This is a genomic window from Bifidobacterium sp., assembly GCF_022647885.1.
Lineage (GTDB): Bacteria > Actinomycetota > Actinomycetes > Actinomycetales > Bifidobacteriaceae > Bombiscardovia.
On record NZ_JALCLM010000001.1, the window covers coordinates 1,223,539 to 1,246,314 of the forward strand.

The following is a 22,776-nucleotide window of genomic DNA, read 5'->3' on the forward strand; positions in this document are numbered from 1 at the left end:
CGGCTGAGATGAGGCGAAGCCTCAACCGAACGAACGTATACCGGGTAATGCCGGCGCACGGATGTCGCTCATTTCCCGTGCCTTGAATGACAACTCATGCGTGCAAACGCATGGATATGAAAGGCACATTACCATCATGACTTCAACAGCATCGACATCTATACGACCAATATTGCGTTGGCGCGTAGTTGATATAGCAGTTGCTTCAGTAATCGGTGTTGCCAGCTCTCTGATTTATTGGCTGGTTGCATTAATCTCTACAGGTCCGTGGAACTTCTTAGAGGCCGTGATTCCTGGATTCGGTGGAATCATTAACGGCCTATGGCTTTTTGCAGGTCCTCTTGCAGCCGTCATTGTGCGTAAACCTGGTGCAGCAGTGTATGCAGAAGTGGTTGCTGCCGTGCTCGAGGCTCTGATGGGCAATATGTGGGGAGGCGGGTCAACATTTGTCATCGGCCTTGTACAAGGTCTGATGGCAGAACTTGCCTTTGTAATAGTGATGTATCGCAAGTGGAATCCCTTGACTTTGATTTTCTCGGGTGTCCTTTCGGGAATTGGATGCTGGGGATATTCCTTCTTTACCAATCTCCAAGCTATCGATTGGGGCGGTTCCTACGGCATTATTTATCTACTCTCAACGGTTATTTCAGGAGCCGTCATTGCCGGTATTCTTATGTGGTATCTCTATGTAGCGATTGCCAAAACTGGTGCTTTGGATCATTTTGCCTCAGGACGTGAAGTGCGTGGTGTCAGCGATTAAATAGTTATTTTTGGCACGATTGGACAATGCGTAATTGGACAATGCACGATTGGACAAATGATTGATGAATCACCTAGCAGCAGAGCTGCATCCTATGGCTGCGACCCCCGATGAGTCTTCCCAACAACATCTGCATAGTGAAGCGGATGTGTCACCAGATGCCGCTGCATCCTTAACCTTTGAACATTGGGGTTATAAGCATGCTTCACGTCGTCACTTTGCGGTTCGGGATCTCAATCTGCACATTGCGGCGGGGGAGCGAGTGTTGCTACTTGGCGCTTCAGGAATTGGTAAATCAACAATTCTTGAAGCAGCTGCGGGTTTGATTGGTGGCGATGGTGGCGATGATGGCGAAACTACAACAGTCTCTGATGGTGATGTTTCTACTGCTTCTGGTAACAGTCAGCTCAACGTGCCCAATTCGCTCAAGACTCAAGGTGCAGCGGACGCCCCTGTTACAGCACAATCTACCGAGTTTGCAACTACCACAACGATTGAAGCTGTGATTGACGCTGATGGGGGCTTAACTGAAGGACGAGTGCTAGTAGGAACACGTAGTGTTCACAAAGCTATCGGGAGCGTAGGGCTAGTACTGCAAGATCCTGATGCTCAGGCAATATTTCAGCGTCTTGGCGACAACGTTGCTTTCGGACCTGAGAACCTGAACGTCCCACGAACGGAGATCTGGGATCGTACACGAGATAGCCTTACTGCTGTCGGTATGAACGAGCTCAAACTCACTCACTCGGTATTGCACCTCAGCGGTGGACAGATGCAGCGAAGTGCACTTGCTGGAGCTCTCGCTATGCGACCTGGTGTGCTGCTTCTCGACGAGCCGACAGCGAATCTCGATCCCGATGGTGTGCAGCAAATTGTAGGTGCTGTTGAAGATGTAGTGCGAGAGCGAGCCTGCACTATGGTGCTTGTGGAGCATCATGCTGGCCCGTGGATTAATATGATTGACAGGGTTGTCGTGCTGGGCTTGGAGTCAGAGCATTCAATAGATACTGAGAGTGCACGCAACTCTTCACCAGTTTCTACACAAGATGTTGAACACTCTGATGACGATATTGACCGCACCGCTTTTCGTAAAACTATTATCGTTGCAGATGGCAGTCCCGAAGAAGTATTCACTGACGAGGCACTGGATTTTGCCGAACTCGGCATCTGGGTTCCTGAACGTTTCCGCCGCAGTGACGATGCTATTACTGCAATACACACCCCTGACGAGCCTCAATATTCTGCGACCACTGGTGAGGGTCAAGCGCTTCTGAATACAAGAAACTTATCTATAGGACGCAACAATATTGCGATTGCTCAATCCATTAATCTCAGTTTTTATCCAGGGCAGATAACCGCGTTAGTTGGTCCAAATGGAGTCGGAAAATCAACCTTGTCACTGACTCTAGCGGGTCTGCTTAAAGCAGTTGATGGTGAAGTAGTTGCATCACCAGAATTAGCTCGAGACCTTGAGCACACAGATCCATATTCATGGAAATCTAGTGATCTGGCTTCGCGTATTTCCTATGTCTTCCAGAATCCAGAGCATCAGTTTGCTAAGGGAACAGTTATGGAAGAGATGATGCTTGCGCCCCTGCGATCAGGCATGTCTGAAGCCGATGCCAAGGCTAGAGCACATGATTTGCTGCAACGTTTTAATTTGCTGCGGTATGCACAGGTTAATCCCTATACACTTTCGGGCGGCGAGAAGCGTCGTCTGACAGTTGCATCAGCACTTGCGGCTGCACCCCGTGTGTTGTTGCTGGATGAACCTACCTTCGGGCAAGATCGTCGCACATGGATGCAGATTGTTAAGTTGATACATTCGCTGCGTTCAGATGGAGTGAGCATTATCGTTATCACGCATGATCGCGATTTGGTTATTGCGTTGGATGCGAAGCTTGTCGAACTGACCACACAAACGAGTGAAGCTTCTTGGAATGAATCAATTGGTAGTGCATCAATTGACAGTGCAGTAGCACATCATGATTCGCCAGCGACTGCTGGTGCCGCTACATCAGAAGCAACTGTCCTGTCGAAAGAATCCACGGATCACACAGATGCTGATGCCCTTGCTCCAATATCTAAGGCAGTATCTGATGCAGAGCTAACAAGTTTAGTCGTGAGCCCTATGAATACCCGAGATGAGCCTGAGAAACCTTCGAGTCGTTCACCATTCTTGGCCTCATTAAACCCTGCATTCCGTGTAATCGGTGGGCTGCTAGCAACACTGCCGCTGCTAATAAGTTTGGACTGGGTCTCGGCTACGGTTTCTTTGACTTTGGAATTCGTGTTGCTGATGATTGCTGGCATCGCTCCATGGCATGTGGTGCGTTCAGCTTGGCCGTTATTTATTGGAGCACCTGGATCAGCAGTGGCTGTGTTACTCTACGGGAAAAGCGGTGGAGATACCTTATGGCAGTGGGGTTTGATTCACGTTACTGATCGCTCTGTGGATTTGGCTATAGCAACTGCATTGAGGATCTTGGCAATAGGTATCCCAGCGATTATCACAGTGCTTGGTATTGACGCCACTGATCTCGCTGATGCTTTTAGTCAGGTGCTCCATTTACCTGACCGATTCGTGTATGGTGGCTTGGCAGGTATGAGACTGTTTACCGTGCTACAAGATGATTGGAGTGCTCTTACCGCATCCCGAAGGTCGCGTGGTCTCGGTGACGACAGCGCTATACGAACTTTCTTCCCGCAAGCTTTTGCACTCTTAGTATTATCTATTCGTCGCTCCACAACTCTCGCCACGGCAATGCAAGCTAGAGGATTCGGAGGGGCTGGGCAGAGAAGTCATGCCAGAGTTTCTGCGTATGGTATTCGTGATTACGGTTTTCTGGCGCTGTCATTAAGCATTCCAGTAATTGCGCTGATTGCAGCTGCCTATTTCGGAACATTCACCTTTTTTGGGGGATGATTCGGCATAACGGTGCTCAATATGGTTACTAATCTCTGAACGAGGCCTTGTTGAGCTCATGAAACTCGATGTTTTGGCATTTGAATTCAGTTGTGTAGGGATTTTAGCGGATACATGAAGTATTAGCTATGCACAAATGGCGGTATTACGCCATTCTTGGATTCTGCATAGGTGAGGTCTTAGCGTAAATCCCTACACAACTGAATCTGCTTCAAATTTGAGGGCAAATATAGCGCGGGCTCGGCATGCTATTGCATGCCGAGCCCGCGTTTCCGTACGCACTATTGCGTGCGGTACCCTTCCCCCAAGGAAGTGCGCAATTTATCGCGCAAGAATGGTATTGAGATTGCGAACCTCGTCGAAACGAGCTGCAGCATCATCCCAATTCACTACGTTCCACCATGCCTTAACGTAATCTGGTCGAACGTTCAGATAATCGAGATAGTAAGCGTGCTCCCACAGATCAAGCAGAATCAGAGGGAATACAGTAACGGGCAGATTGCCTTGATGATCGTACATCTGCAAAGTCACCAGTTTCTCGCCTAGTGAATCCCACGCGAGCACTGCCCAGCCTGAACCCTGAATGCCTGCGCACATTGAAGCAAAGTACTTCTTGAAGCCTTCGAATGAGCCAAACTGATCATCAATAGCAGCTCTGAGCTCACCTTCTGGCTCTTGTCCGTCAGCAGGCGCCATATTCTTCCAAAAAATGGTGTGATTCTTGTGCCCTGCGAGATTGAAAGCCAAGTTCTTCTCAAAGAGATTTGAATTTTCGACGTTGCCAGATTCAGCTGCATCGTGAATCTGCTCAAGAGCTTTATTAGCACCAGTGACATAAGTCTGGTGATGCTTGTCATGATGAAGCTCCATAATCTTCCCTGAGATAAATGGCTCCAATGCCGAGTAATCATAAGGAAGTTCTGGCAAAGTATATTCGGGCATATCGCTCCTCCGGATCTCGTGATCGGGTAGTTTCCCCGTACTGCGTCTTTGGTATATAACTGTTGCTTCCAGAGTCAGACGTGGTTGACTCCTAATGACAGAGTTTAGTCCTGATTTCGCATTCCAAATAAGCGTTGTGCTCACAGAATGAGTGATATAACGCACATATTTGGTGAGTAGCAAAATTGAATGATTATTGCGTTACAACGCTGTTGGGGGGTGCCAAGAATCATTCTTGGCACCCCCCAACAGATGAGTTATCTCGGTATCAATGCATTAGCGTTTGCTGTTGGAAGCTGTTGCTTTCTTCCCTGCAGGACGCTTACGAAGCGGTGCCAACTGGAATACTTCATCCGAACGTTGTGCCACCTCGGGGCTATGCGTCACGATGATGACGCACTTACCGTGCTCGTGAGCGAGATCACGGAAAATATCCATAATGTCGTTCTGTGTGTTGAGATCCAGATTACCTGTGGGCTCATCAGCGACGATTACTTCAGGTTCGTAACTCAGTGCGCGTGCGATGGCTACGCGTTGTTGCTCGCCTCCTGAAAGATGCAGAATTCTTTCATTGGCATACTCCGCAGGAAGGTGTACTTCGCTGAGTAGCTCTTCAGCGATTTTCTTTTTAGGTTCATCAAAATGTTTTCCAGAGGCATCCATTGAGAGCACAATGTTTTCACTGACGGTTAAGGAAGGCAGTAAATTAAAACTCTGGAAAATCACTCCTATATCGTGGCTACGAAAATCATAACGATTTTGTTTGGCGAGGTCTTTTCCTTGATAAATTACTTGTCCTTCAGTGGGTGATGCAAGTCCTGAAATCAGGGAGAGCAGAGTGGTTTTTCCTGCTCCTGAAGGCCCAGTGATTGAGTACACAGAACCGCTGTTGAAGGCGTAACTAATATCGTGAAGAACTTTCTTACCGCCCTTGGTATAAGCGTAAGAAACTTTCTTCAATTCCAATGTGGCTGTTGTGTTGGCCTTGTCAGAAGTTTGGGCGGATGGTTGTGTGTGTGTCGCTGTTGAGTCTGTTGTCGAACTCATATTCTGTCCTTAAGAAGAAGTGGTAACTGCCTGGGCATCCATACTCAAATAGTGTGATTTACGTGTTGTATATGCCCAGGCAATGCGGTTATAAATGCAATCCAGTTAGCAACTTGGTTACGAGCGATCCGCCAATATTTGCAGGGGTTCGTATCTCATAACGAATATCACTCCAACCAGTGCCGAAAGTAAGGTAAGACCTAAACCAATCAGAACGAGCTGGCCAACCATAGAAAGGCTCACAGTTGAATTGATTGACGATACATAGTTCACGGCTTGTGTACTGATTTGACCAGGTCCACCGTTGCCCTGAGTAGGAGCGGCCTGAGCGCCCGAGTTGGAACTGGAACCGCTACTGCTCGAATTTGAACTTGATCTACTGCTAGAACTGCCCGAGTTAGAACCGGCCTGCATACCACGACCGAACTGAGCCTGCTGACTGCTGCTTTCACTTTCCTGCTGCGCAACCTGACTTGCCAAAAGTTGGTTTGAAACAGGAACAGATGTTGCTGCACCGGCAATAGCACCCACACCCAAACCAATCATCGTGACGATTAACAGCTCTATAGCGAATTGAGCGGCAACCTTAGTCTTTTTCACGCCCATAGCAGTTAAGACGCCAACCTCGTATTTTCGTTCTCTGACGTTGAAGAGACTGAGCACAATCAACACCACAGCGCCAACACCCAAAACAATAAGCAGCAATGTCACTGCAAATTGCGAGAGGTTGTTCAATGGCACCAAGCTAGACTCATATTCTTCAACATCCGATGATGACACTGAGTAATCGCTGCTTAGACCAGCTTTAGTGGCTTGAGTTTTGAAAGTGTCATAAGCGCTCTCATCGCTGAACACGTAGGTGTAACTAATATCTGCTGCTGCAGACGTGGTGCTGGTACCCGATGAATCTGTGGTGGTGACAGTGCTAGAAGCATCAAGTCCTAAGGCTTTCAGCGTTGCGACCGAGGCATAAATAGCATTCGCAGGATCGCTAGCTGTAGAGTTACCCGGCCCTCCCATTGAGGTAGTTGTTTCAGTGGTGTTCTTATAAATACCAATAACCTTCAATGTATAGGTTTTGCTGGAATCGCTCGAGTTTTCAACGCTGATAGTGCTGCCAACCTTGAGATTGTTGAAATCTGCAAGTGATTTGGAGATGATGACTTCATTATCGGAATTGGAATCATAATCGAATACCTCACCTGAGCTCATACTAAAAGTACCGTTTGCGGCGTTCTTAACAGCTTGATCAGAAGAGAACCCTACAAGTTGAAAGTCACCAGAGGTAGTAGTTGATTCCATACCTCCGCCGCCCATGCCGCCGCCAGGGTTTTGTTGTGAGTTTGAGCTTGAGGAACTTGAACTGGAACTTGAGCTGGAATCAGAGCTCGAAGTCGTCGAAACTGGTTGGAACGAATCGGTTTTGGCCAGAGAAGCGGTTTCTGTGTAATACGACGATGAGACTGAGCTCAGCTTGGCGTATTTCTGGTAGTCGCTCAGCGTGAGTTCCTTGTCGCTCAGTGCCTTTCGTATAGCGCTGAAATCTGGCTGGCTGCTGCTGCTCGAAGAACTGCTGGTGCTCGATGCGTTGATGAGTTTGCTTCTATCAACGCTAATCTGACCAGTAACGCTCGTGTTTTCAAGGCCAGTTTCTCTAGCAGTGTTCGCTGCCTGTCGGATGGACAGTCCTATGGTGGCTGCTGCAGCAATGATTGCCACGATGATGGCGATAAGTATGTTGCGCCCTTTATTGCGTATAACGCTCTTCCAAGCATTCTTGAACACGAACATTGCAATCCTTAATCAGTTGTATGAAGTGGACGGGTCAATAGCAAGAGATGTAGCCTTATCGGCCCGTAATGCACAGTAAACTGCACTCTGTTGGCAGAGTTCTGTGTGGGTTCTGCGATTGTCCTGCAGTAATTCTGAAAATCCGCTGTGAAGCATCACGTGTTGAATGATGGTTCACACCGATGAGGCTTGATGATTACTTAAGCAACGCCACTGCGACTCGTTGTGGTGCTGTGTCGATAGAGTTGAGGTATGCCTATTCACTCAGGAGTTATTGACAATCCCAAGGCCGACCGTATTCGTAAGGTTAGCGATTTGAGCTCACGTAAACGTCGCGAAGAATATGGACGTTTTTGTATCGAAGGCCCACAAGCAGTTCGTGAAGCAATCACCTACCGACCTGAAATCATCGGGGATTTGTTCGTGCAGGTCAATGAATCCGATGGGCACATTGACGTGGTGTCACCAGTTGTAGAGAGTTTGCAGGAGCTTTCCCAAGAGTCCGGTATATATGTCCACCATGTCACTGAAAGAGTGATGCATCGCATCAGCACTGATAGTCAGGGAATCCTTGCCGTCGCAGACTCGGCAGCTCTACAAGTTGATGTAAACGATCTCGCTATATCTCCTAAGGCTATGATTGCCGCATTTTGGCAAATCAGAGATCCTGGAAATGCTGGAACAGTCATTAGAGCAGCTGATGCTTCAGGATGTGACGTGGTGGTTTTTGTTGATGACTGTGTAGACGTGTTGAACCCCAAAGTGGTGCGTTCTAGCGTGGGATCGTTATTCCATATTCCAGTAGTTACACTGAGCAGTGAAGAGTTCTTTCAATGGACATCGAAGTTTGGAGCCAGTGTGAATGCAGCCGATGTGTACGGTTTGGAGGGGAGACCGGCGATACAGCTTCCAGAATTATTGGAACAAGAAGCTACTACTCAAGATCAGCCCCGTGCTTTTCTATTTGGCAATGAGGCGCGTGGCTTACCAGAACACATTCTGAAACAAGTACATCGGACGGTATATATACCAATGTACGGCAAAGCAGAATCTCTCAACTTGGCAACGAGTGCGGCGATTCTATTGCACACGGTGGCTATGTCGAGTCACTTTGAAAGAATCTAAAGTCGGTAAACGCTGGAAAAAGGCTGTTTCTGAGGTCACTTGGTAGACAAACTCAGTGGACAGATGAAGGAAGGTCCAAGTTGGCAAATGAAGTGACGTTCGACGCCGAGGTGGTTTCTGCGGACGTAGCGGACGGTATCAGCAAAATCGAGAAAGCCTCTGACTTGCAGGAGCTTAAAGCTCTGCGCTCGCAGTATGCAGGTGCTGATTCGGCCATGACCCGTGCGAGCAAGGCAATTGGCACTTTGCCGAAGGATCAGAAGAAAGATGCCGGTAAGCTCATGGGCGAGCTCCGCGCAAACTTTGGACGCGCATTTTCTGCAAAAGAGCAAGAGCTGAGTGCAGCTGCACAAGCTCAGGCTTTGGCTGAAGAAAGTGTAGATATGACTTTGCCGGTGAATCGTCATCCTTTAGGAGCGAGACATCCCTTGTCGAAGCTACTAGAAGATGTTGAAGATTTCTTCGTCTCTATGGGGTGGCAGATTGCGCAGGGACCTGAAGTTGAAGCTGAATGGTATGACTTTGATGCGCTAAACTTTGGCCCAGATCATCCTGCTCGCCAAATGCAAGACACCTTCTATATCAAGGGCAACCAAGCAAAAGATGCGGCTGGATTCGTCGGATCCAATATGGTGATGCGCACTCATACCTCGCCTGTTCAAGCTCGTTCACTACTGCAACGCGGCGTACCGCTATATGTGGCATGCCCAGGACGTGTGTTCCGCACCGATGAACTCGATGCCACGCACACACCGGTATTCCACCAGTGCGAAGCCATTGCAGTGGACAAACACCTCACCATGGCAGACCTTAAAGGTGTGTTAGACAAACTAGCAGTAGCGATGTTTGGTAAGGGTGCGAAAACTCGACTTCGTCCATCCTATTTCCCTTTTACCGAGCCCAGTGCAGAAATGGACTTGTGGTTCCCCGACAAAAAGGGTGGTCCTGGCTGGATCGAATGGGGTGGTTGTGGCATGGTGAACCCCAATGTGCTCAAGTCGGCAGGTATTGACCCTGACATTTATTCGGGCTTCGCCTTCGGTGTAGGTATGGAACGCACCCTCTTATTGCGCCATGACATTAACGATATGCATGACTTGGTTGAGGGCGATGTACGGTTCAGTGAACAGTTTGTGATGGGGGAGTGATTACGCCATGCCTATGGTTGATATCGATTGGTTGTCAGACCACGTCGAACTGAAGAAAGATCTGAGTTACGAGCAGCTTGCTGCGGACTTAGTTCGTGTTGGACTCGAAGAAGAGATGATTCACCGTTCTTCGGTGACAGGGCCCATTGTGGTCGGTTATGTGGTAGACGCTTCGCCAGAGTCTCAGAAAAATGGGAAGACCATTAACTGGTGTCACGTTGATGTTGGCGATGAATATAACGACGTTGATGAACAGGGTAATCGTGTTCCTCGCGGCATCGTTTGTGGAGCACCAAATATGGCGGCTGGTGAAAAGGTCGTCGTTACTCTTCCAGGCGCCGTATTGCCTGGGGATTTCCGCATTGAGCCTCGCAAGACTTATGGTCATGTTTCTGACGGCATGTGCGCTTCCGAGCGCGAACTTGGCATCGGTGACAGTCATGACGGCATTATCTTGCTACGAGAGCACGGATTCACCGAAGCTGAATATGAAGCTTTGAAGCCCGGAGATGACGCAATCAGCTTGTTGCACCTCAACAACCCGATTCTGGAGATTAATATCACTCCTGACCGTGGTTATGCTTTCTCATACAGAGGTATTGCTCGTGAATATCACAATTCAACGGGTGCAACGTTCACTGATCCAGTTAATCGTTTGAATACCTTGATCCCAGACATCTCAGCCGCTGAGATTGAACCAACATATGAGGCAGATGTTGACGTTGAAATTGAGGATAATAACCCTATCCACGGTGTTATTGGTTGCGATCGTTACTACGCTCGCGCCATTCATCATGTGGATATCAACGCACATACGCCAAATGTCATCCGTAGAAGGTTGATTCGTGCAGGTATGAGACCTATCTCTCTGCCTGTTGATGTGACCAACTATGTCATGATGGATCTGGGTCAGCCTTTGCATGCTTATGATCTTGACGCTCTTGAAAGCCCGATCGTGGTACGTAGAGCTCATGAAGGTGAAGAGCTGACTACCCTTGACGGCAAAAAACATCAGCTCAACGTCGAAGATTTGTTGATTACCGATTCTCCGAATGGAGAACGTGCTTCCAGAATTCTTGGTATTGCAGGTGTAATGGGTGGACAATACGGTGAGGTCACCGCAAACACCAAGAACATCTTGATTGAAGCAGCGCATTTTGACCAAATTTCTATAGCACGTTCTGCGCGTCGACATAAGATTCCTTCTGAGGCTTCACGCCGTTTTGAGCGCGGTGTAGATACGAAACTTCAGCCTGCAGCAGCTCAAGAAGCTGCCGAACTATTGACGAAATATGGTTCTGGTTCGGCTTCTCGTTCGCCGAGAGATATTGATAATACCGTTAAGCCCAAAGACATTTTGTTCAAGGCAAGCGAAGTTAAGCGTCTTGCTGGTCTTGATTGCGAGCTGAACCGCATCTCTGAAATCCTTATTGACATTGGTTGCCGCGTTGGTGGCGGTGGTAATGGTGAATTCACTGTTGCACCTCCAACGTGGAGGCCGGATTTGACTGAAGCTTGTGACCTTGTCGAGGAAATTGCGCGACTGGTGGGTTACGACAATATTCCTGTGGTGGTGCCTTCAGCCCCTGTACTTGGAAATAGTGGTTTAACGCCATTCCAGATGCGTCAGCGCTGGGTTGCTAATACCCTTGCCGAATCGGGCTTGGTGGAAACGCTGAGCTACCCATTCGTCGGTGATGAAGATTTCAAAGCCTTTGCTTTGGACGCAGACATCGTCAGTAACACTAGTGTGCAGCTTGAAAATCCACTCGCAGGTGATCGTCCGTATCTGCGCAGATCGCTGCTGATGACTTTGGCGTTAACGGTGCAACGCAACATCAGGCGTGGTTTGCAAGATGTTGGTATTTATGAGCTGGGTCGCGTTTTCCTCTGGGATCCTCAAGCTCCGGCAATACCTGCACTAGATGGAGGTGTGCGACCGTCAGATGATGAGCTTGCAGCTCTTGATGCCGGTCTGCCAGAGCAACCAACTCATGTTGCAGCTATTTTCACAGGCAACGCTGAGGACGCTGGGTGGCTATCGCAGAAACGCCCAGTTGACTGGACAGATGCTGTTGAAGCTGTGCATAAGCTTGCTCGCAGGCTTGGAACGCAGTTGACGCTCAAGCAGCCGGTCGATGGTGATGAAGCAGCTTCTTGGCATCCCGGACGTAGTGCTCAAGTGTTGCTGCCAGATGGTTCAGTGGTCGGTACCGTTGGGGAGTTTCATCCTGAAGTTAACGCCGCACTGGGGATTCCTGCTCATAGTGCTGCCTTCGAGTTGAATCTTTCTCAAATATTCTCAGCATTGGATGATTCACCTGTACAGGCGAAGCCGATTTCAACATTCCCTCCTGTGCATCAGGATTTGGCCTTTACTGTGCCACAGTCGCTAAGCGCACAAGAATTACAGGGTGCTATTGAGAGGGCCGCAGGTGCTGATTTGGAATCTATCCAACTCTTTGACCTCTTTACTGGGGATCAACTTGGTGAAGGTAAGAAATCGTTAGCTTATGCGGTAACATTCCGCTCACCAGTGAAAACGCTGGGTGCTGAAGACAGTGATGCGTTGCGTAGTGTAATTGTTAAAGAAGCAGCGCAATTAGGAGCGCAACTCAGAGCCTAAGCACTGACGGAGGAGGCAAATACGAACGAGAATAAGAATGATGAGGGGCAAGAGCCCATCGCCGGCGGTTATTCGCAGAGCGATGGGTCAGGCCCTGTCAACGGTCAGGTCGGAGCCCCACGTAGTGGTGATGCTCCACGTCCTGTAGCCCCTGAGCAGATAGCACAGGGGTCCTCCAATACACGTGAACCACAGTATGGACAGCGATCAACGCCGGACTATGGCGCATTGCGGAGTCAATATCCAGGTTGGGACCCCTATATCTACGGCAAGCCAGAACCTGAGAAGAAAGCGCCGGATAATCAGCAGAATCCCGTTTTGGTGAATCCTTTTGGGCACCACCAACAAGGTTCTGCTCCAGGTGACACTTCACATGGTCATACGGGGCAGCCCAATGGGAACAATATTCCAATGGGAAATCCGAATAACTTCAATCCTGGTGGATTGAACTCCCCGAGTGGACAGCCTCAGATGACCGGAGGTAAGGGGCAACCCCGCTTCCTTGGCGGTGTGAATCTGGATGACCCAAATCAAAATCCTGTGTATGGTCGTTGGGATCCCTATGCTGTGATCTCTTTTATTATGTCGCTGTTTATGGCCATACCGATTCTGCCTCTGATTATGGGGGTTATTGCGATTTATCGGACCACTGTTTTCCATATGAAGGGAAGAGGTTTGGCAATCGCTGCTGTGGTAATAGCGGTTATAGAACTTATTGTGATGGCGGTTATGACGTATTACGGCATCAGCGGTGAAGATTTATTGGCGATGATTTCACGCTGGGCTGTTGCCAATACAGGTACCGGTACATCCTTCTCTGCCTAACTTTCTGCTGGACCCAGCAATGTGATCAGCCCAGAGCTTTGCTGACTGCATTGCTGAGGTCATGTTACAAGCACAGAACTAATGACGACACGCCTTTTTGCATAATTATGCATAACAGTGCATAACGGGTATGCTCAATAACAACTTTACTGTTTGAACTATCGCGTTCAAACACCATCGTGTGCAAACACGATAAACGGTTATTGATGGGGAGCTGTGATGTCACAATATACGGTTGCTGTTGCGGGAGCGACAGGCTATGCAGGCGGCGAGGCGCTGAGGATTTTAGCTACTCACCCTAATTTTGCAGTGACCTGTGTTACTGGGCACTCATCAATTGGTGATCGACTTGCTATTCACATGCCTCACATTCCTCAATTGGGTAATCTCGTGGTGGAAGATACTACTGCAGAAGTTCTTAATGGTCATGATGTGATTATTCTTGCCTTGCCTCATGGAGCTTCAGGCAAATTGGCAGAGCATCTGGATCCACATGCCATAGTGGTTGATTTAGGAGCTGACCATCGTTTAGAGCAGCAGAAACTCTGGGATGAGTATTACGGCGGTGAATTCTTTCAACACTGGACATACGGTATGCCCGAACTTATTACCGGCAGTAATGCCGACGGTCAGGTAACACGCCAACGTGAATCAATCGTAGGAGCTAAAAGGATTGCGGGTCCTGGATGCAACGTAACTGCGGTAACCTTGGCGTTTCAACCTGCTCTTGCAGCTGGCCTTGTTGATGCGCAAGCTATTGTCGCCAACCTTGCCGTAGGTTATTCAGGAGCCGGCAAAAACCTTAAGCGCACGAATCTTCTTGCTGCTCAAGCATTTGGCTCAGCCACGCCCTATGGCGTTGGAGGTTCACACAGGCATATCCCAGAGATATTGCAAAATCTCAGCCACGCAGCTCAAGCCTCAACTACTGAGCCTGCAACCGCTGAGCCTGCATCCATCAAACAAGATATTGCTATGTCATTTACTCCTATGTTGGTACCTATGGCACGAGGAATTTTGGCTAGTGTTGTAGCACCTATGACAGAGCGAGCCGCAGGGCTCACTGACGAAGCAATACATGAGATTTGGACGCAAGCTTACGAAGGCCAAGATTTTATTCAGGTACTTCCACAAGGCGTTATGCCTGCCACAGCGGACGTAATCGGTTCCAACGCGGCACATATTCAAGTTGCTATAGATCATAGATCGCATACTTTGCAAGCCTTCGCTGCAATCGACAATTTGAATCGAGGCACCGCAGGGCAGGCGGTGCAGTCATTGAATATAGCGATGAATCTGCCCGAGATGAACGGTTTAACCATGATAGGAGTAGCTCCATGAGCGTCACATACGCGCAGGGATTTGAAGCAGCAGGTATTCCCGCTGGAATTTCAGTACATCAAGGTAAAAAAGACTTGGCTCTTGTGGTCAACCGAGGTCCACTGCACCATGCTGCCGGTGTGTTTACCTCAAATCGTTTCTGTGCAGCACCAGTTCAATGGTCACGCAAAGTTATATCAGATGGCAGCTTGCAAGCCGTAGTCATTAACTCTGGTGGAGCTAATGCTTGCACAGGTGAAGCTGGTTACCGGCAGTCAGAACAAACCGCCAGCGCGGCAGCTGCTCAGCTAGGTGCAGAGCCGGCAGAGGTAGCTGTAGCCTCGACTGGCCTTATAGGCGAACTATTGCCTATCGATCATGTGTTACAAGGCGTTGACCATGCATTTGCGCAGCTTGCTGATACACCACAGGCAGGTGAAGATGCATCATATGCGATTATGACCACGGATACTAAGCCTAAAACGGTTACGCTTGATGGTTCTGGATATCACATTGGTGGCATGGTCAAAGGTTCAGGAATGATTGCGCCTCAGCTGGCCACGATGATTTGTGTGATTACCACAGACGCTGCTCTGAGCAGTGAGCAGGCTGACGAGGCATTACGGCAGGCCACAGGCACAAGTTTCGATCGCATTGATGTTGACGGTTGTATGTCTACCAATGACACAGTACTGCTATTGGTGTCGGGAGCTTCAGGTGTTGAACCAGATATGGAAGAGTTCTCAGCATTGCTGAGCCAAGCTTGTGCATCGTTGGCTCGTCAAATAGTCGGTGATGGAGAGGGATCATCGCACGATATTAATGTAACTGTAAAAGGCGCTACTAGTGAGCAAGCAGCGCTGAGCTGTGCTAGGGCAATAGCAGGTGCAAATCTGCTCAAATGCGCTATCGCTGGTAACGATCCTAATTGGGGTCGTGTGGTGTCATCGTTGGGCACAGTACCTCAGTCTGTTGCGCCTTACGATCCCAATAATGTCACCGTGAATATCAACGGTGTCATGGTGTGTGACGGAGGGAAACCAGGTCAATCCCGATCCTTGGTCACCATGGAAGAGCGCGAGGTTGATATCACCGTCGACCTTCATGAGGGAAATGCTCAAGGAACTATTTGGACAGATGATCTCACACATGACTACGTACAAATAAACTCGGAGTATGAATCCTGAATCTTAAGTAATGCTCACCGAATTAAGCGATGAACATCTTACAGGAGACAGCACCACAGCTTCAGGTAGCGGAGTAACAGAAATAGAGGATTGTAATGACACCAGTCAAAGGACCGGGATTTCACTTCGATGTGCATACCGATCTTCGTGCTGATCAGAAGGCGGAGGTACTTATTGAAGCTCTTCCATGGCTTGAAGAGTTTTCAGGGCAGCGTGTGGTTATCAAATACGGTGGTAACGCGATGGTTGATGACCATCTCAAGCGTTGTTTTGCTGAAGACATGGTGTTTTTGCGACAGGTTGGGCTCCACCCCGTTGTGGTTCATGGCGGTGGGCCACAAATTTCTAGCATGCTCAAGGCCTTAGGCATCAAATCTGAATTCCGTGGTGGGTTGCGAGTGACTACCCCAGAAGCTATGGATGTGGTTCGCATGGTGCTCACCGGTAAGGTTTCTCGCGAATTGGTTGGTTTGATTAATGCTCATGGGCCATATGCGGTAGGTCTTTCTGGCGAGGATGGAGCATTGTTCTCAGCCATGCAACGTAGACCAATTATCGAAGGTAAAGCGACGGATATCGGCTTGGTAGGCGATGTAGTGAGCGTTGATGCATCTGCTGTTGAAGACATTATCAATGCAGGTCGCATTCCTGTGGTCTCATCTGTAGCTCCGAATGAAGATGATGCAACGCAGGTGTTGAATGTCAATGCAGATTCGGCTGCTGCCGCATTGGCTGCCGCTTTAGGAGCACGCAAATTCCTGATTCTTACTGATGTGGACGGGTTATATGCTGATTGGCCTGATAAGAATTCGCTGATTGGCCGCATAGGGGTTGAAAATCTTCGCGATATGTTGCCAGATTTGGAATCTGGGATGAGGCCAAAGATGGAAGCTTGTGTGCGTGCACTGGATGGGGGAGTCGAGCAGTCTCACATCATTGATGGACGCAAACCCCACTCTCTGCTCAATGAAATTTTCACGACAGCTGGTATAGGAACGATGGTGGTGCCTGAGGACGGCATCGAAATGAGGAGTTCATATGAAGACGCTTGAAACTTTAGGAGCCGATGATAATCATTGGCTCAGCGAATATCATGATGTCCACATGAATGTTTTCGGTACGCCACTGCGTGTGCTGGATCACGGCTCGGGGAGCCATGTTTGGGATGTTGATGGTAATGAATATCTAGATTTTCTTGGCGGTATAGCCGTTAATGCTCTGGGATATGCACACCCCAAGTGGGTTGCTGCAATCACTGAGCAGGCTGGGAAAATAGCGCATACGAGTAATTACTTTGCAAGTGAACCGCAAATTACCCTCGCTCAGATGCTCATTGAGAAAGCCGGAGCTCCCGAAGGATCTCACGTATATTTCGGCAACTCAGGGGCTGAGGGTAATGAGGCAGCCATCAAGTTAGCGAAACTTTATGGCCGCACCATGCATGGAGCTTTGCCTAAAATTGGTGGTAAAGCTGCAAGAATTGTGGCTTTGACGCACGGATTCCATGGCAGAACGCTCGGTGCATTGAGCGCTACGTGGAAACCTGACATTCGATTGCCGTTTGCACCTCTCGTACCAAATATCGAATTTGCTGAGTCTGGCAATATTCAATCCATGGAGGATGCCTTCAGCAGTGCTGGTAAGGGAAGATACGGCAAAGGCCCCGTAGCTGCTGTAATTATGGAGCTTATTCAGGGTGAAGCTGGCGTCAAAGCTATGGACCCAGAATATGTCAAAAGTGTCAGAGCCTTATGCGATGAGTATGGTGCGCTCTTGATTTTCGACGAGGTGCAGACCGGCATCGGACGCACTGGTGAATGGTTTGCCTTCCAGCGTGAGGATTTAAGCGGTGGAGTTATCCCAGATGCAGTGACCTTTGCCAAAGGTGTCGCTGGAGGTTTCCCCATGGGAGGGTTAATTGCTTTCGGAGAAAAGCTGAGCGCATTATTTACCCCCGGTTCGCATGGTTCAACTTTTGCAGGAAATCCTTTAGGTGCAGCTGCAGGAGTGGCTACGCTCACTGCAATTCAGGATGAACATCTCATCGAGAATGCTGAGGCTAGAGGCCAACAATTACGCAGCGGTATTGATCATTGCGGCAATCCGCTATTCCTGAGTACTAGGGGAAGAGGGTTACTTGATGCAGTGCAACTCTCTCATCCCTGTGCTCATGCGGCGGTGGATTGGGCATTAGAGCATGGTCTTATCGTGAATGCCGTTGCTCCTGATGCCTTACGTTTCGCACCTCCGCTGGTGGTAAGCGCTGAGGATGTCGACGCATGTGTAAAGGTATTGTCAGCAATGCCAACAGATTTGAAGAACGATTAGGCGCCTGCCGATCAGAGCGTAACTAGAAGCTTGCTTGTAGTTACCGGAGGATGAAGAGGAGAAGAGATGACAGGTCAACTTAGACATATGCTCAGAGACGATGACGTTAGTCATGATGAGCAGCTTGAAATACTGGCATTGGGAATGAATTTTCGTGAAAATCGTTCATTTTCGCGTCCTTTTGAGGGCCCACAGGCTGTTGCTGTGCTGTTTGACAAGCCGAGCACACGTACCCGCTCGAGCTTCTCGGTAGGTGTGGCTGAACTGGGTGGCTATCCCTTAGTTATTGATAAGGGAGGTTCACAGCTCGGTAGAGGTGAGCCTGTAGCAGACACCGCGAGAGTGCTTACTCGCATGACTTCTGCGATTGTGTGGAGAACTTTTGGGCAAGAGCGTGTGGAAGAGATGGCGCGTTATGCCACTGTTCCTGTGGTTAACGCTCTCACCGATGAATTCCACCCATGCCAGGTACTTGCAGATTTCCTGACTATTGCGCAACATCGCGGTGGAGTACAAGAATTGGCAGGCAAAACCATCGCCTATCTAGGTGACAGCGCAAACAATATGGCGAATTCATATTTACTTGCCGGTGCTACTGCTGGCATGCATGTACGTATCGCGGGCCCGTACGGGTACCTGCCTGATTCACAGATTGTTGCCGACGCAGAGGCAATCGCAGCCAACAATGGCGGTTCCATCCTTGTTACCACAGACGCTCGTGAAGCTGTGCATGCAGCAGACTGTGTGTTCACCGATACTTGGGTTTCAATGGGAGAAGAAAGTGAATACGCCACTCGTTCTAAACCATTCTGGGATTATCAGGTGAATGACGAATTGATGGCTCTGGCAGCGGATGATGCGCTCTTCCAACATTGCTTGCCTGCATATCGTGGCAAAGAAGTGACTGCTTCAGTAATTGATGGGCCACAATCGGTTGTTTGGGATGAAGCTGAGAATCGTCTGCACGCGCAAAAAGCTTTATTGACTTGGCTGATTGCTCAGCAGCGTGACGATATGTCCCTACTCGGTAACACCAAGTAAGGATAGACAACCTTGAGATGTAAGGAGGTGAACTGATGAGTACTGAATCTTCAATGCCACTGCAACGGCCTTCAACGCGGGCAGCACGGCATAGCGCGATTCACGAAGTCTTAGCGCAACACATCATCACCTCGCAACAGCAGCTCGCAGAAGTGCTGGCGTCTCAACATATTGAGGTTACTCAGGCAACGTTGAGCAGGGATCTCGATGAAATGCATGCTACGAAGGTGCGCACAGCCGACGGTGGTATCTGCTACACAGTGCCTAGTCTGCAACACGAGAGTGCACTCAACGGCAGAATTCCACCCGAGAGCGTTCACGAGTATGAGAACAGTGCTCTGAGTTGGTCCAACATGACCAAATTCGAGCAGCAGATGTCGCGTGTGCTTTCGGGTTTAGTGACATCAGTGGCTTCTGCACAGAATTTGGTGGTGGTACATACACCATCGGGTGCGGCGCAGTATGTTGCCAGTGTGCTGGATCGACAACCCATTGACGGCATCCTAGGAACTATTGCTGGCGACGATACTGTGATGGCCATCGCCAGTGATAACGACACCGCTATACAGCGTGCGTCGTGGTTGCTGAACCTGGCATCCGGTGGCGACAGCTCACATCCAAAAGGCGAAAACGGATAAATCGCCAACATTCACATGTCGCAGACTCTGAAAATGAGGTTCATGGGAGTCTGCATCTTTTGCAACACTTGAACCATATGAAGGAAAGGGCAGCAATGACCAACAAGAATCGCATCGTGCTGGCGTACTCAGGAGGACTTGATACCTCAGTCGCCATCCCGTATCTCAAGGATCAGACTGGTAAGGACATCGTCGCAGTGTCTCTTGATGTAGGTCAAGGGGGCGAGCGTCTAGAAACCATTAAGCAGCGTGCACTTGCTTGTGGCGCAGTTGAGTCTTATATTGTGGATGCCCGAGACGAGTTTGCTAATGAGTACTGCATGCCTGCGCTGCAAGCAAATGCGATGTACGAAGGCGTGTACCCACTGGTTTCTGCTATTTCAAGGCCACTCATTACCAAGCATTTGGTACGTGCAGCACATCAGTTTGGTGCAGACACTATCGCTCATGGATGCACAGGTAAGGGCAATGATCAGGTGCGTTTTGAGGTGTCGATTATGTCAATCGATCCAACCCTCAAAGCCATTAGCCCAATTCGTGATCTTGGACTTATGCGCGACGTGGAAATTGCTTACGCAAAAGAGCATAAGCTGCCGATTGAGCAGACTGAAAAAAGCCCATACTCTATCGATCAGAATGTTTGGGGACGTGCAATCGAAACAGGCTACTTGGAAGACCCATGGAACGGTCCGACCAAGGATGTCTATTCCTACACAGATGACCCCGCATTCCCTCCTGTCGAGGATGAAGTGGTTATCGAGTTCAAGAAGGGCATCCCCGTCAAGATTGATGGACGCCAGGTAACGCCTTTGCAAGCTATCGAAGAGATGAACCGTCGCGCAGGTGCACAAGGCATCGGCCGTATTGATTTGATTGAAGATCGTCTCGTTGGTATCAAGTCACGTGAACTGTACGAAGCACCTGGTGCAATTGCATTAATCACGGCCCATGATGAACTCGAGAACAGCTGCTTGGAGCGCGAGCAACATCGCATCAAGCGTGATATCGATAAGCGTTGGGGTGAACTTGTTTACGACGCACAGTGGTATTCACCAGCAGTGAAGTCACTGACGGCCTTCATCAAGGACACACAGGAATATGTTTCTGGTGAGGTTCGTATGGTGCTACACGGCGGGCGTGCCGTGGTTACTGGTCGCCGCTCGAATTCCTCTCTGTATGACTACAGTCTGGCAACCTATGAGTCCGGCGATTCCTTTGATCAAAAGGCATCGAACGGCTTCATTGAGATTTATGGTCTGCCGAGCAAGGTCGCTGCTGCTCGCGACGTTCGCTTTGGTAATGCTGTCGAAGTTCCGCAAGGCGAAGTGAAGTAGAAGTTGGCATAGCCTAGTGGGCATAGGCCTACTAGGCAACAGCTAGGTTCCCTGCCGTTGCGTACAACGGCAGGGATTTGCACCACCATGGTCCATATACCATGAATGAACGATGAGGAGTCAATTCATGACCGGTGAATCTCAGCACACTGAAAGCCGACTGGCGTTGTGGGGTGGACGCTTTACTTCGGGTCCCTCCCCGGAATTGGCAGCATTGAGCAAGTCGACGCAGTTTGATTGGCGACTGGCGGATGATGATATCGCCGGTTCAAGAGCACATGCGCGCGCTCTTGGTCGTGCGGGACTCCTCAACGAACAAGAACTTAACGACATGGAGTCAGCTCTCGATGAGTTGCAGCGCCATGTTGATGATGGCAGCTTTATACCGTTGGAAGCGGACGAAGACGAAGCAACTGCTTTGGAACGTGGTTTGCTTTCTATCGCTGGTGATGAACTTGGCGGTAAATTGCGCGCTGGTCGCTCACGTAATGATCAAATAGCAGCCTTAATTCGTATGTGGTTACGTCGTCATTCACGAATTGTGGCCGCTTTGTTATTAAAGCTAGTGACAGCGTTAATTCAACAGGCCCTAGCTGCAGGAAATGCTGTGATGCCTGGTCGCACACATATGCAGCATGCTCAGCCAGTGTTGCTTGCACATCAGTTAATGGCTCATGCTTGGCCTCTGTTGCGAGATGTGCAACGTTTGGTTGATTGGGATGCGCGAGCTGATGCTAGCCCCTACGGTTCTGGTGCCCTTGCAGGCAATACGTTGGGGCTTGACCCTCAAGCTGTGGCAGCAGAGCTTGGCTTTTCTAAGGTGACTGATAATTCTATTGACGGCACTGCTGCTAGAGATACAGTCGCTGAGTTCGCTTTTATTGCTGCAATGGCTGGCGTAGATATCTCTCGTCTCAGCGAAGAAATCATCATTTGGAACACTCAGGAGTTCGCTTTTGTGCGTCTTGATGATTCCTATTCCACTGGTTCGTCGATTATGCCTCAAAAGAAGAATCCAGATATTGCAGAGTTAGCTCGTGGTAAGGCTGGGCGTTTGATAGGCGACCTGACCGGACTGCTAGCCACGCTCAAAGGACTTCCTACTGCTTATGCTCGAGATTTGCAAGAAGATAAGGAAGCAGTCTTCGACCAGGTAGATACATTAGAGATACTCCTTCCTGCATTCACTGGTATGGTCGAGACTCTGAGTTTTGACCATGAACGTTTAGCTGCTCAAGCACCAACTGGTTTTGCTTTGGCCACTGATATCGCTGAATGGCTGGTCAAGCAAGGCGTTCCCTTCCGTCACGCGCACGAGCTTTCTGGTGCATGTGTAAAACTTGCAGAAAGTCGCCAGCAAGAACTATGGGATTTGAGCGATGCTGACTTCGCCGAGGTGTTTAAAGAATTTCTTCCTGCTGAGCAATCCGCTGCTGTTAGAGGAGTACTTTCAGCGCAAGGCTCAGCAAACTCACGCAACGGCAAAGGTGGTACTGCGCCCGAACGCGTGAAGGAGCAGATTGCTGCTGCGCAAACGCTAGTAACTACTCTCACCGTTTTTGCTGATTCAATTAGTGATGGCAGTGCTTATAAGCATCCCGAGTCTTTGAGGTAAGTCTTGGCTCCTCGATTTGTTGGGCGAGGAGTTCTTCGAGGTTACATCCTTGGAGTAAGGATTACCTGGATTTCTGTAGATAGGAGTAACGATGACCGATGCAACATCAGCGGGATCGGATGC

17 protein-coding genes are annotated in these 22,776 nt (G+C 49.2%); 14 read left to right on the forward strand and 3 right to left on the reverse strand.

The window, feature by feature from the left end; all coding sequences use genetic code 11:
* Positions 1 to 136 precede the first annotated feature (136 nt).
* Entirely contained in the window at positions 137 to 760 is a 624-nt protein-coding gene (locus tag LKI20_RS05260) for an ECF transporter S component (protein ID WP_291771186.1), read from the forward strand.
* 94 nt (positions 761 to 854) lie between these two features.
* On the forward strand, positions 855 to 3,686 hold the full coding sequence (locus tag LKI20_RS05265) for an ATP-binding cassette domain-containing protein (RefSeq protein WP_291773376.1): 2,832 nt from the start codon (positions 855 to 857) through the stop codon (positions 3,684 to 3,686).
* A gap of 321 nt (positions 3,687 to 4,007) precedes the next feature.
* Here LKI20_RS05265 and LKI20_RS05270 read toward each other — a convergent pair whose 3' ends face one another.
* The 3 genes from LKI20_RS05270 to LKI20_RS05280 all read right to left on the reverse strand — a co-directional run bounded on the left by LKI20_RS05270 (position 4,008) and on the right by LKI20_RS05280 (position 7,466).
* Positions 4,008 to 4,628 carry a superoxide dismutase gene (locus LKI20_RS05270; RefSeq protein ID WP_291771189.1) on the reverse strand — a complete coding sequence of 207 codons (621 nt, stop codon included), beginning with the start codon at positions 4,626 to 4,628 and terminating at the stop codon, positions 4,008 to 4,010.
* 276 nt (positions 4,629 to 4,904) lie between these two features.
* Positions 4,905 to 5,675 carry an ABC transporter ATP-binding protein gene (locus tag LKI20_RS05275; RefSeq protein ID WP_291771192.1) on the reverse strand — a complete coding sequence of 257 codons (771 nt, stop codon included), beginning with the start codon at positions 5,673 to 5,675 and terminating at the stop codon, positions 4,905 to 4,907.
* A 117-nt stretch (positions 5,676 to 5,792) separates the two neighbouring features.
* Positions 5,793 to 7,466, reverse strand: a complete 1,674-nt coding sequence (locus LKI20_RS05280) for an ABC transporter permease (RefSeq protein ID WP_291771194.1) — start codon at positions 7,464 to 7,466, stop codon at positions 5,793 to 5,795.
* Positions 7,467 to 7,718: 252 nt separating this feature from the next.
* On the opposite strand from LKI20_RS05280, the gene LKI20_RS05285 reads away from it, so the two are divergent.
* The 12 genes from LKI20_RS05285 to argH all read left to right on the forward strand — a co-directional run bounded on the left by LKI20_RS05285 (position 7,719) and on the right by argH (position 22,653).
* Positions 7,719 to 8,591 (forward strand): TrmH family RNA methyltransferase, encoded by an 873-nt coding sequence (locus tag LKI20_RS05285; protein ID WP_291771197.1) that lies wholly within the window; start codon positions 7,719 to 7,721, stop codon positions 8,589 to 8,591.
* Positions 8,592 to 8,683: 92 nt separating this feature from the next.
* Positions 8,684 to 9,739 carry a phenylalanine--tRNA ligase subunit alpha gene (gene pheS / locus LKI20_RS05290; protein WP_291773379.1) on the forward strand — a complete coding sequence of 352 codons (1,056 nt, stop codon included), beginning with the start codon at positions 8,684 to 8,686 and terminating at the stop codon, positions 9,737 to 9,739.
* A 7-nt stretch (positions 9,740 to 9,746) separates the two neighbouring features.
* A complete protein-coding gene (gene pheT, locus LKI20_RS05295) occupies positions 9,747 to 12,365 on the forward strand; it encodes a phenylalanine--tRNA ligase subunit beta (RefSeq protein WP_291771200.1) in 2,619 nt (872 codons plus the stop codon).
* Between the two features lie 228 nt (positions 12,366 to 12,593).
* Positions 12,594 to 13,190 carry a hypothetical protein gene (locus LKI20_RS05300; RefSeq protein ID WP_291771203.1) on the forward strand — a complete coding sequence of 199 codons (597 nt, stop codon included), beginning with the start codon at positions 12,594 to 12,596 and terminating at the stop codon, positions 13,188 to 13,190.
* A gap of 219 nt (positions 13,191 to 13,409) precedes the next feature.
* Positions 13,410 to 14,531, forward strand: a complete 1,122-nt coding sequence (gene argC, locus LKI20_RS05305; protein ID WP_291771206.1) for an N-acetyl-gamma-glutamyl-phosphate reductase — start codon at positions 13,410 to 13,412, stop codon at positions 14,529 to 14,531.
* The gene (argJ, locus tag LKI20_RS05310; protein WP_291771208.1) at positions 14,528 to 15,697 is read left to right on the forward strand and encodes a bifunctional glutamate N-acetyltransferase/amino-acid acetyltransferase ArgJ; all 1,170 of its coding nucleotides are present in this window, start codon (positions 14,528 to 14,530) and stop codon (positions 15,695 to 15,697) included. Before argC ends, argJ begins: the two co-directional genes overlap by 4 nt.
* A 95-nt stretch (positions 15,698 to 15,792) precedes the next feature.
* Positions 15,793 to 16,749 carry an acetylglutamate kinase gene (gene argB / locus LKI20_RS05315; protein WP_291771210.1) on the forward strand — a complete coding sequence of 319 codons (957 nt, stop codon included), beginning with the start codon at positions 15,793 to 15,795 and terminating at the stop codon, positions 16,747 to 16,749.
* The gene (locus LKI20_RS05320) at positions 16,736 to 18,025 is read left to right on the forward strand and encodes an acetylornithine transaminase (RefSeq protein ID WP_291771213.1); all 1,290 of its coding nucleotides are present in this window, start codon (positions 16,736 to 16,738) and stop codon (positions 18,023 to 18,025) included. The genes argB and LKI20_RS05320 overlap by 14 nt, the downstream gene beginning before the upstream one ends.
* Before the next feature lie 66 nt (positions 18,026 to 18,091).
* Complete coding sequence (gene argF / locus LKI20_RS05325) at positions 18,092 to 19,066, forward strand: ornithine carbamoyltransferase (RefSeq protein ID WP_291771216.1); 975 nt, start codon at positions 18,092 to 18,094, stop codon at positions 19,064 to 19,066.
* A gap of 35 nt (positions 19,067 to 19,101) precedes the next feature.
* Positions 19,102 to 19,704, forward strand: a complete 603-nt coding sequence (locus LKI20_RS05330; RefSeq protein WP_291771219.1) for an arginine repressor — start codon at positions 19,102 to 19,104, stop codon at positions 19,702 to 19,704.
* A 95-nt stretch (positions 19,705 to 19,799) separates the two neighbouring features.
* The gene (locus LKI20_RS05335; protein WP_434734907.1) at positions 19,800 to 21,038 is read left to right on the forward strand and encodes an argininosuccinate synthase; all 1,239 of its coding nucleotides are present in this window, start codon (positions 19,800 to 19,802) and stop codon (positions 21,036 to 21,038) included.
* A 127-nt stretch (positions 21,039 to 21,165) separates the two neighbouring features.
* Positions 21,166 to 22,653, forward strand: a complete 1,488-nt coding sequence (argH, locus tag LKI20_RS05340; protein WP_291771221.1) for an argininosuccinate lyase — start codon at positions 21,166 to 21,168, stop codon at positions 22,651 to 22,653.
* Positions 22,654 to 22,776: the final 123 nt, after the last annotated feature.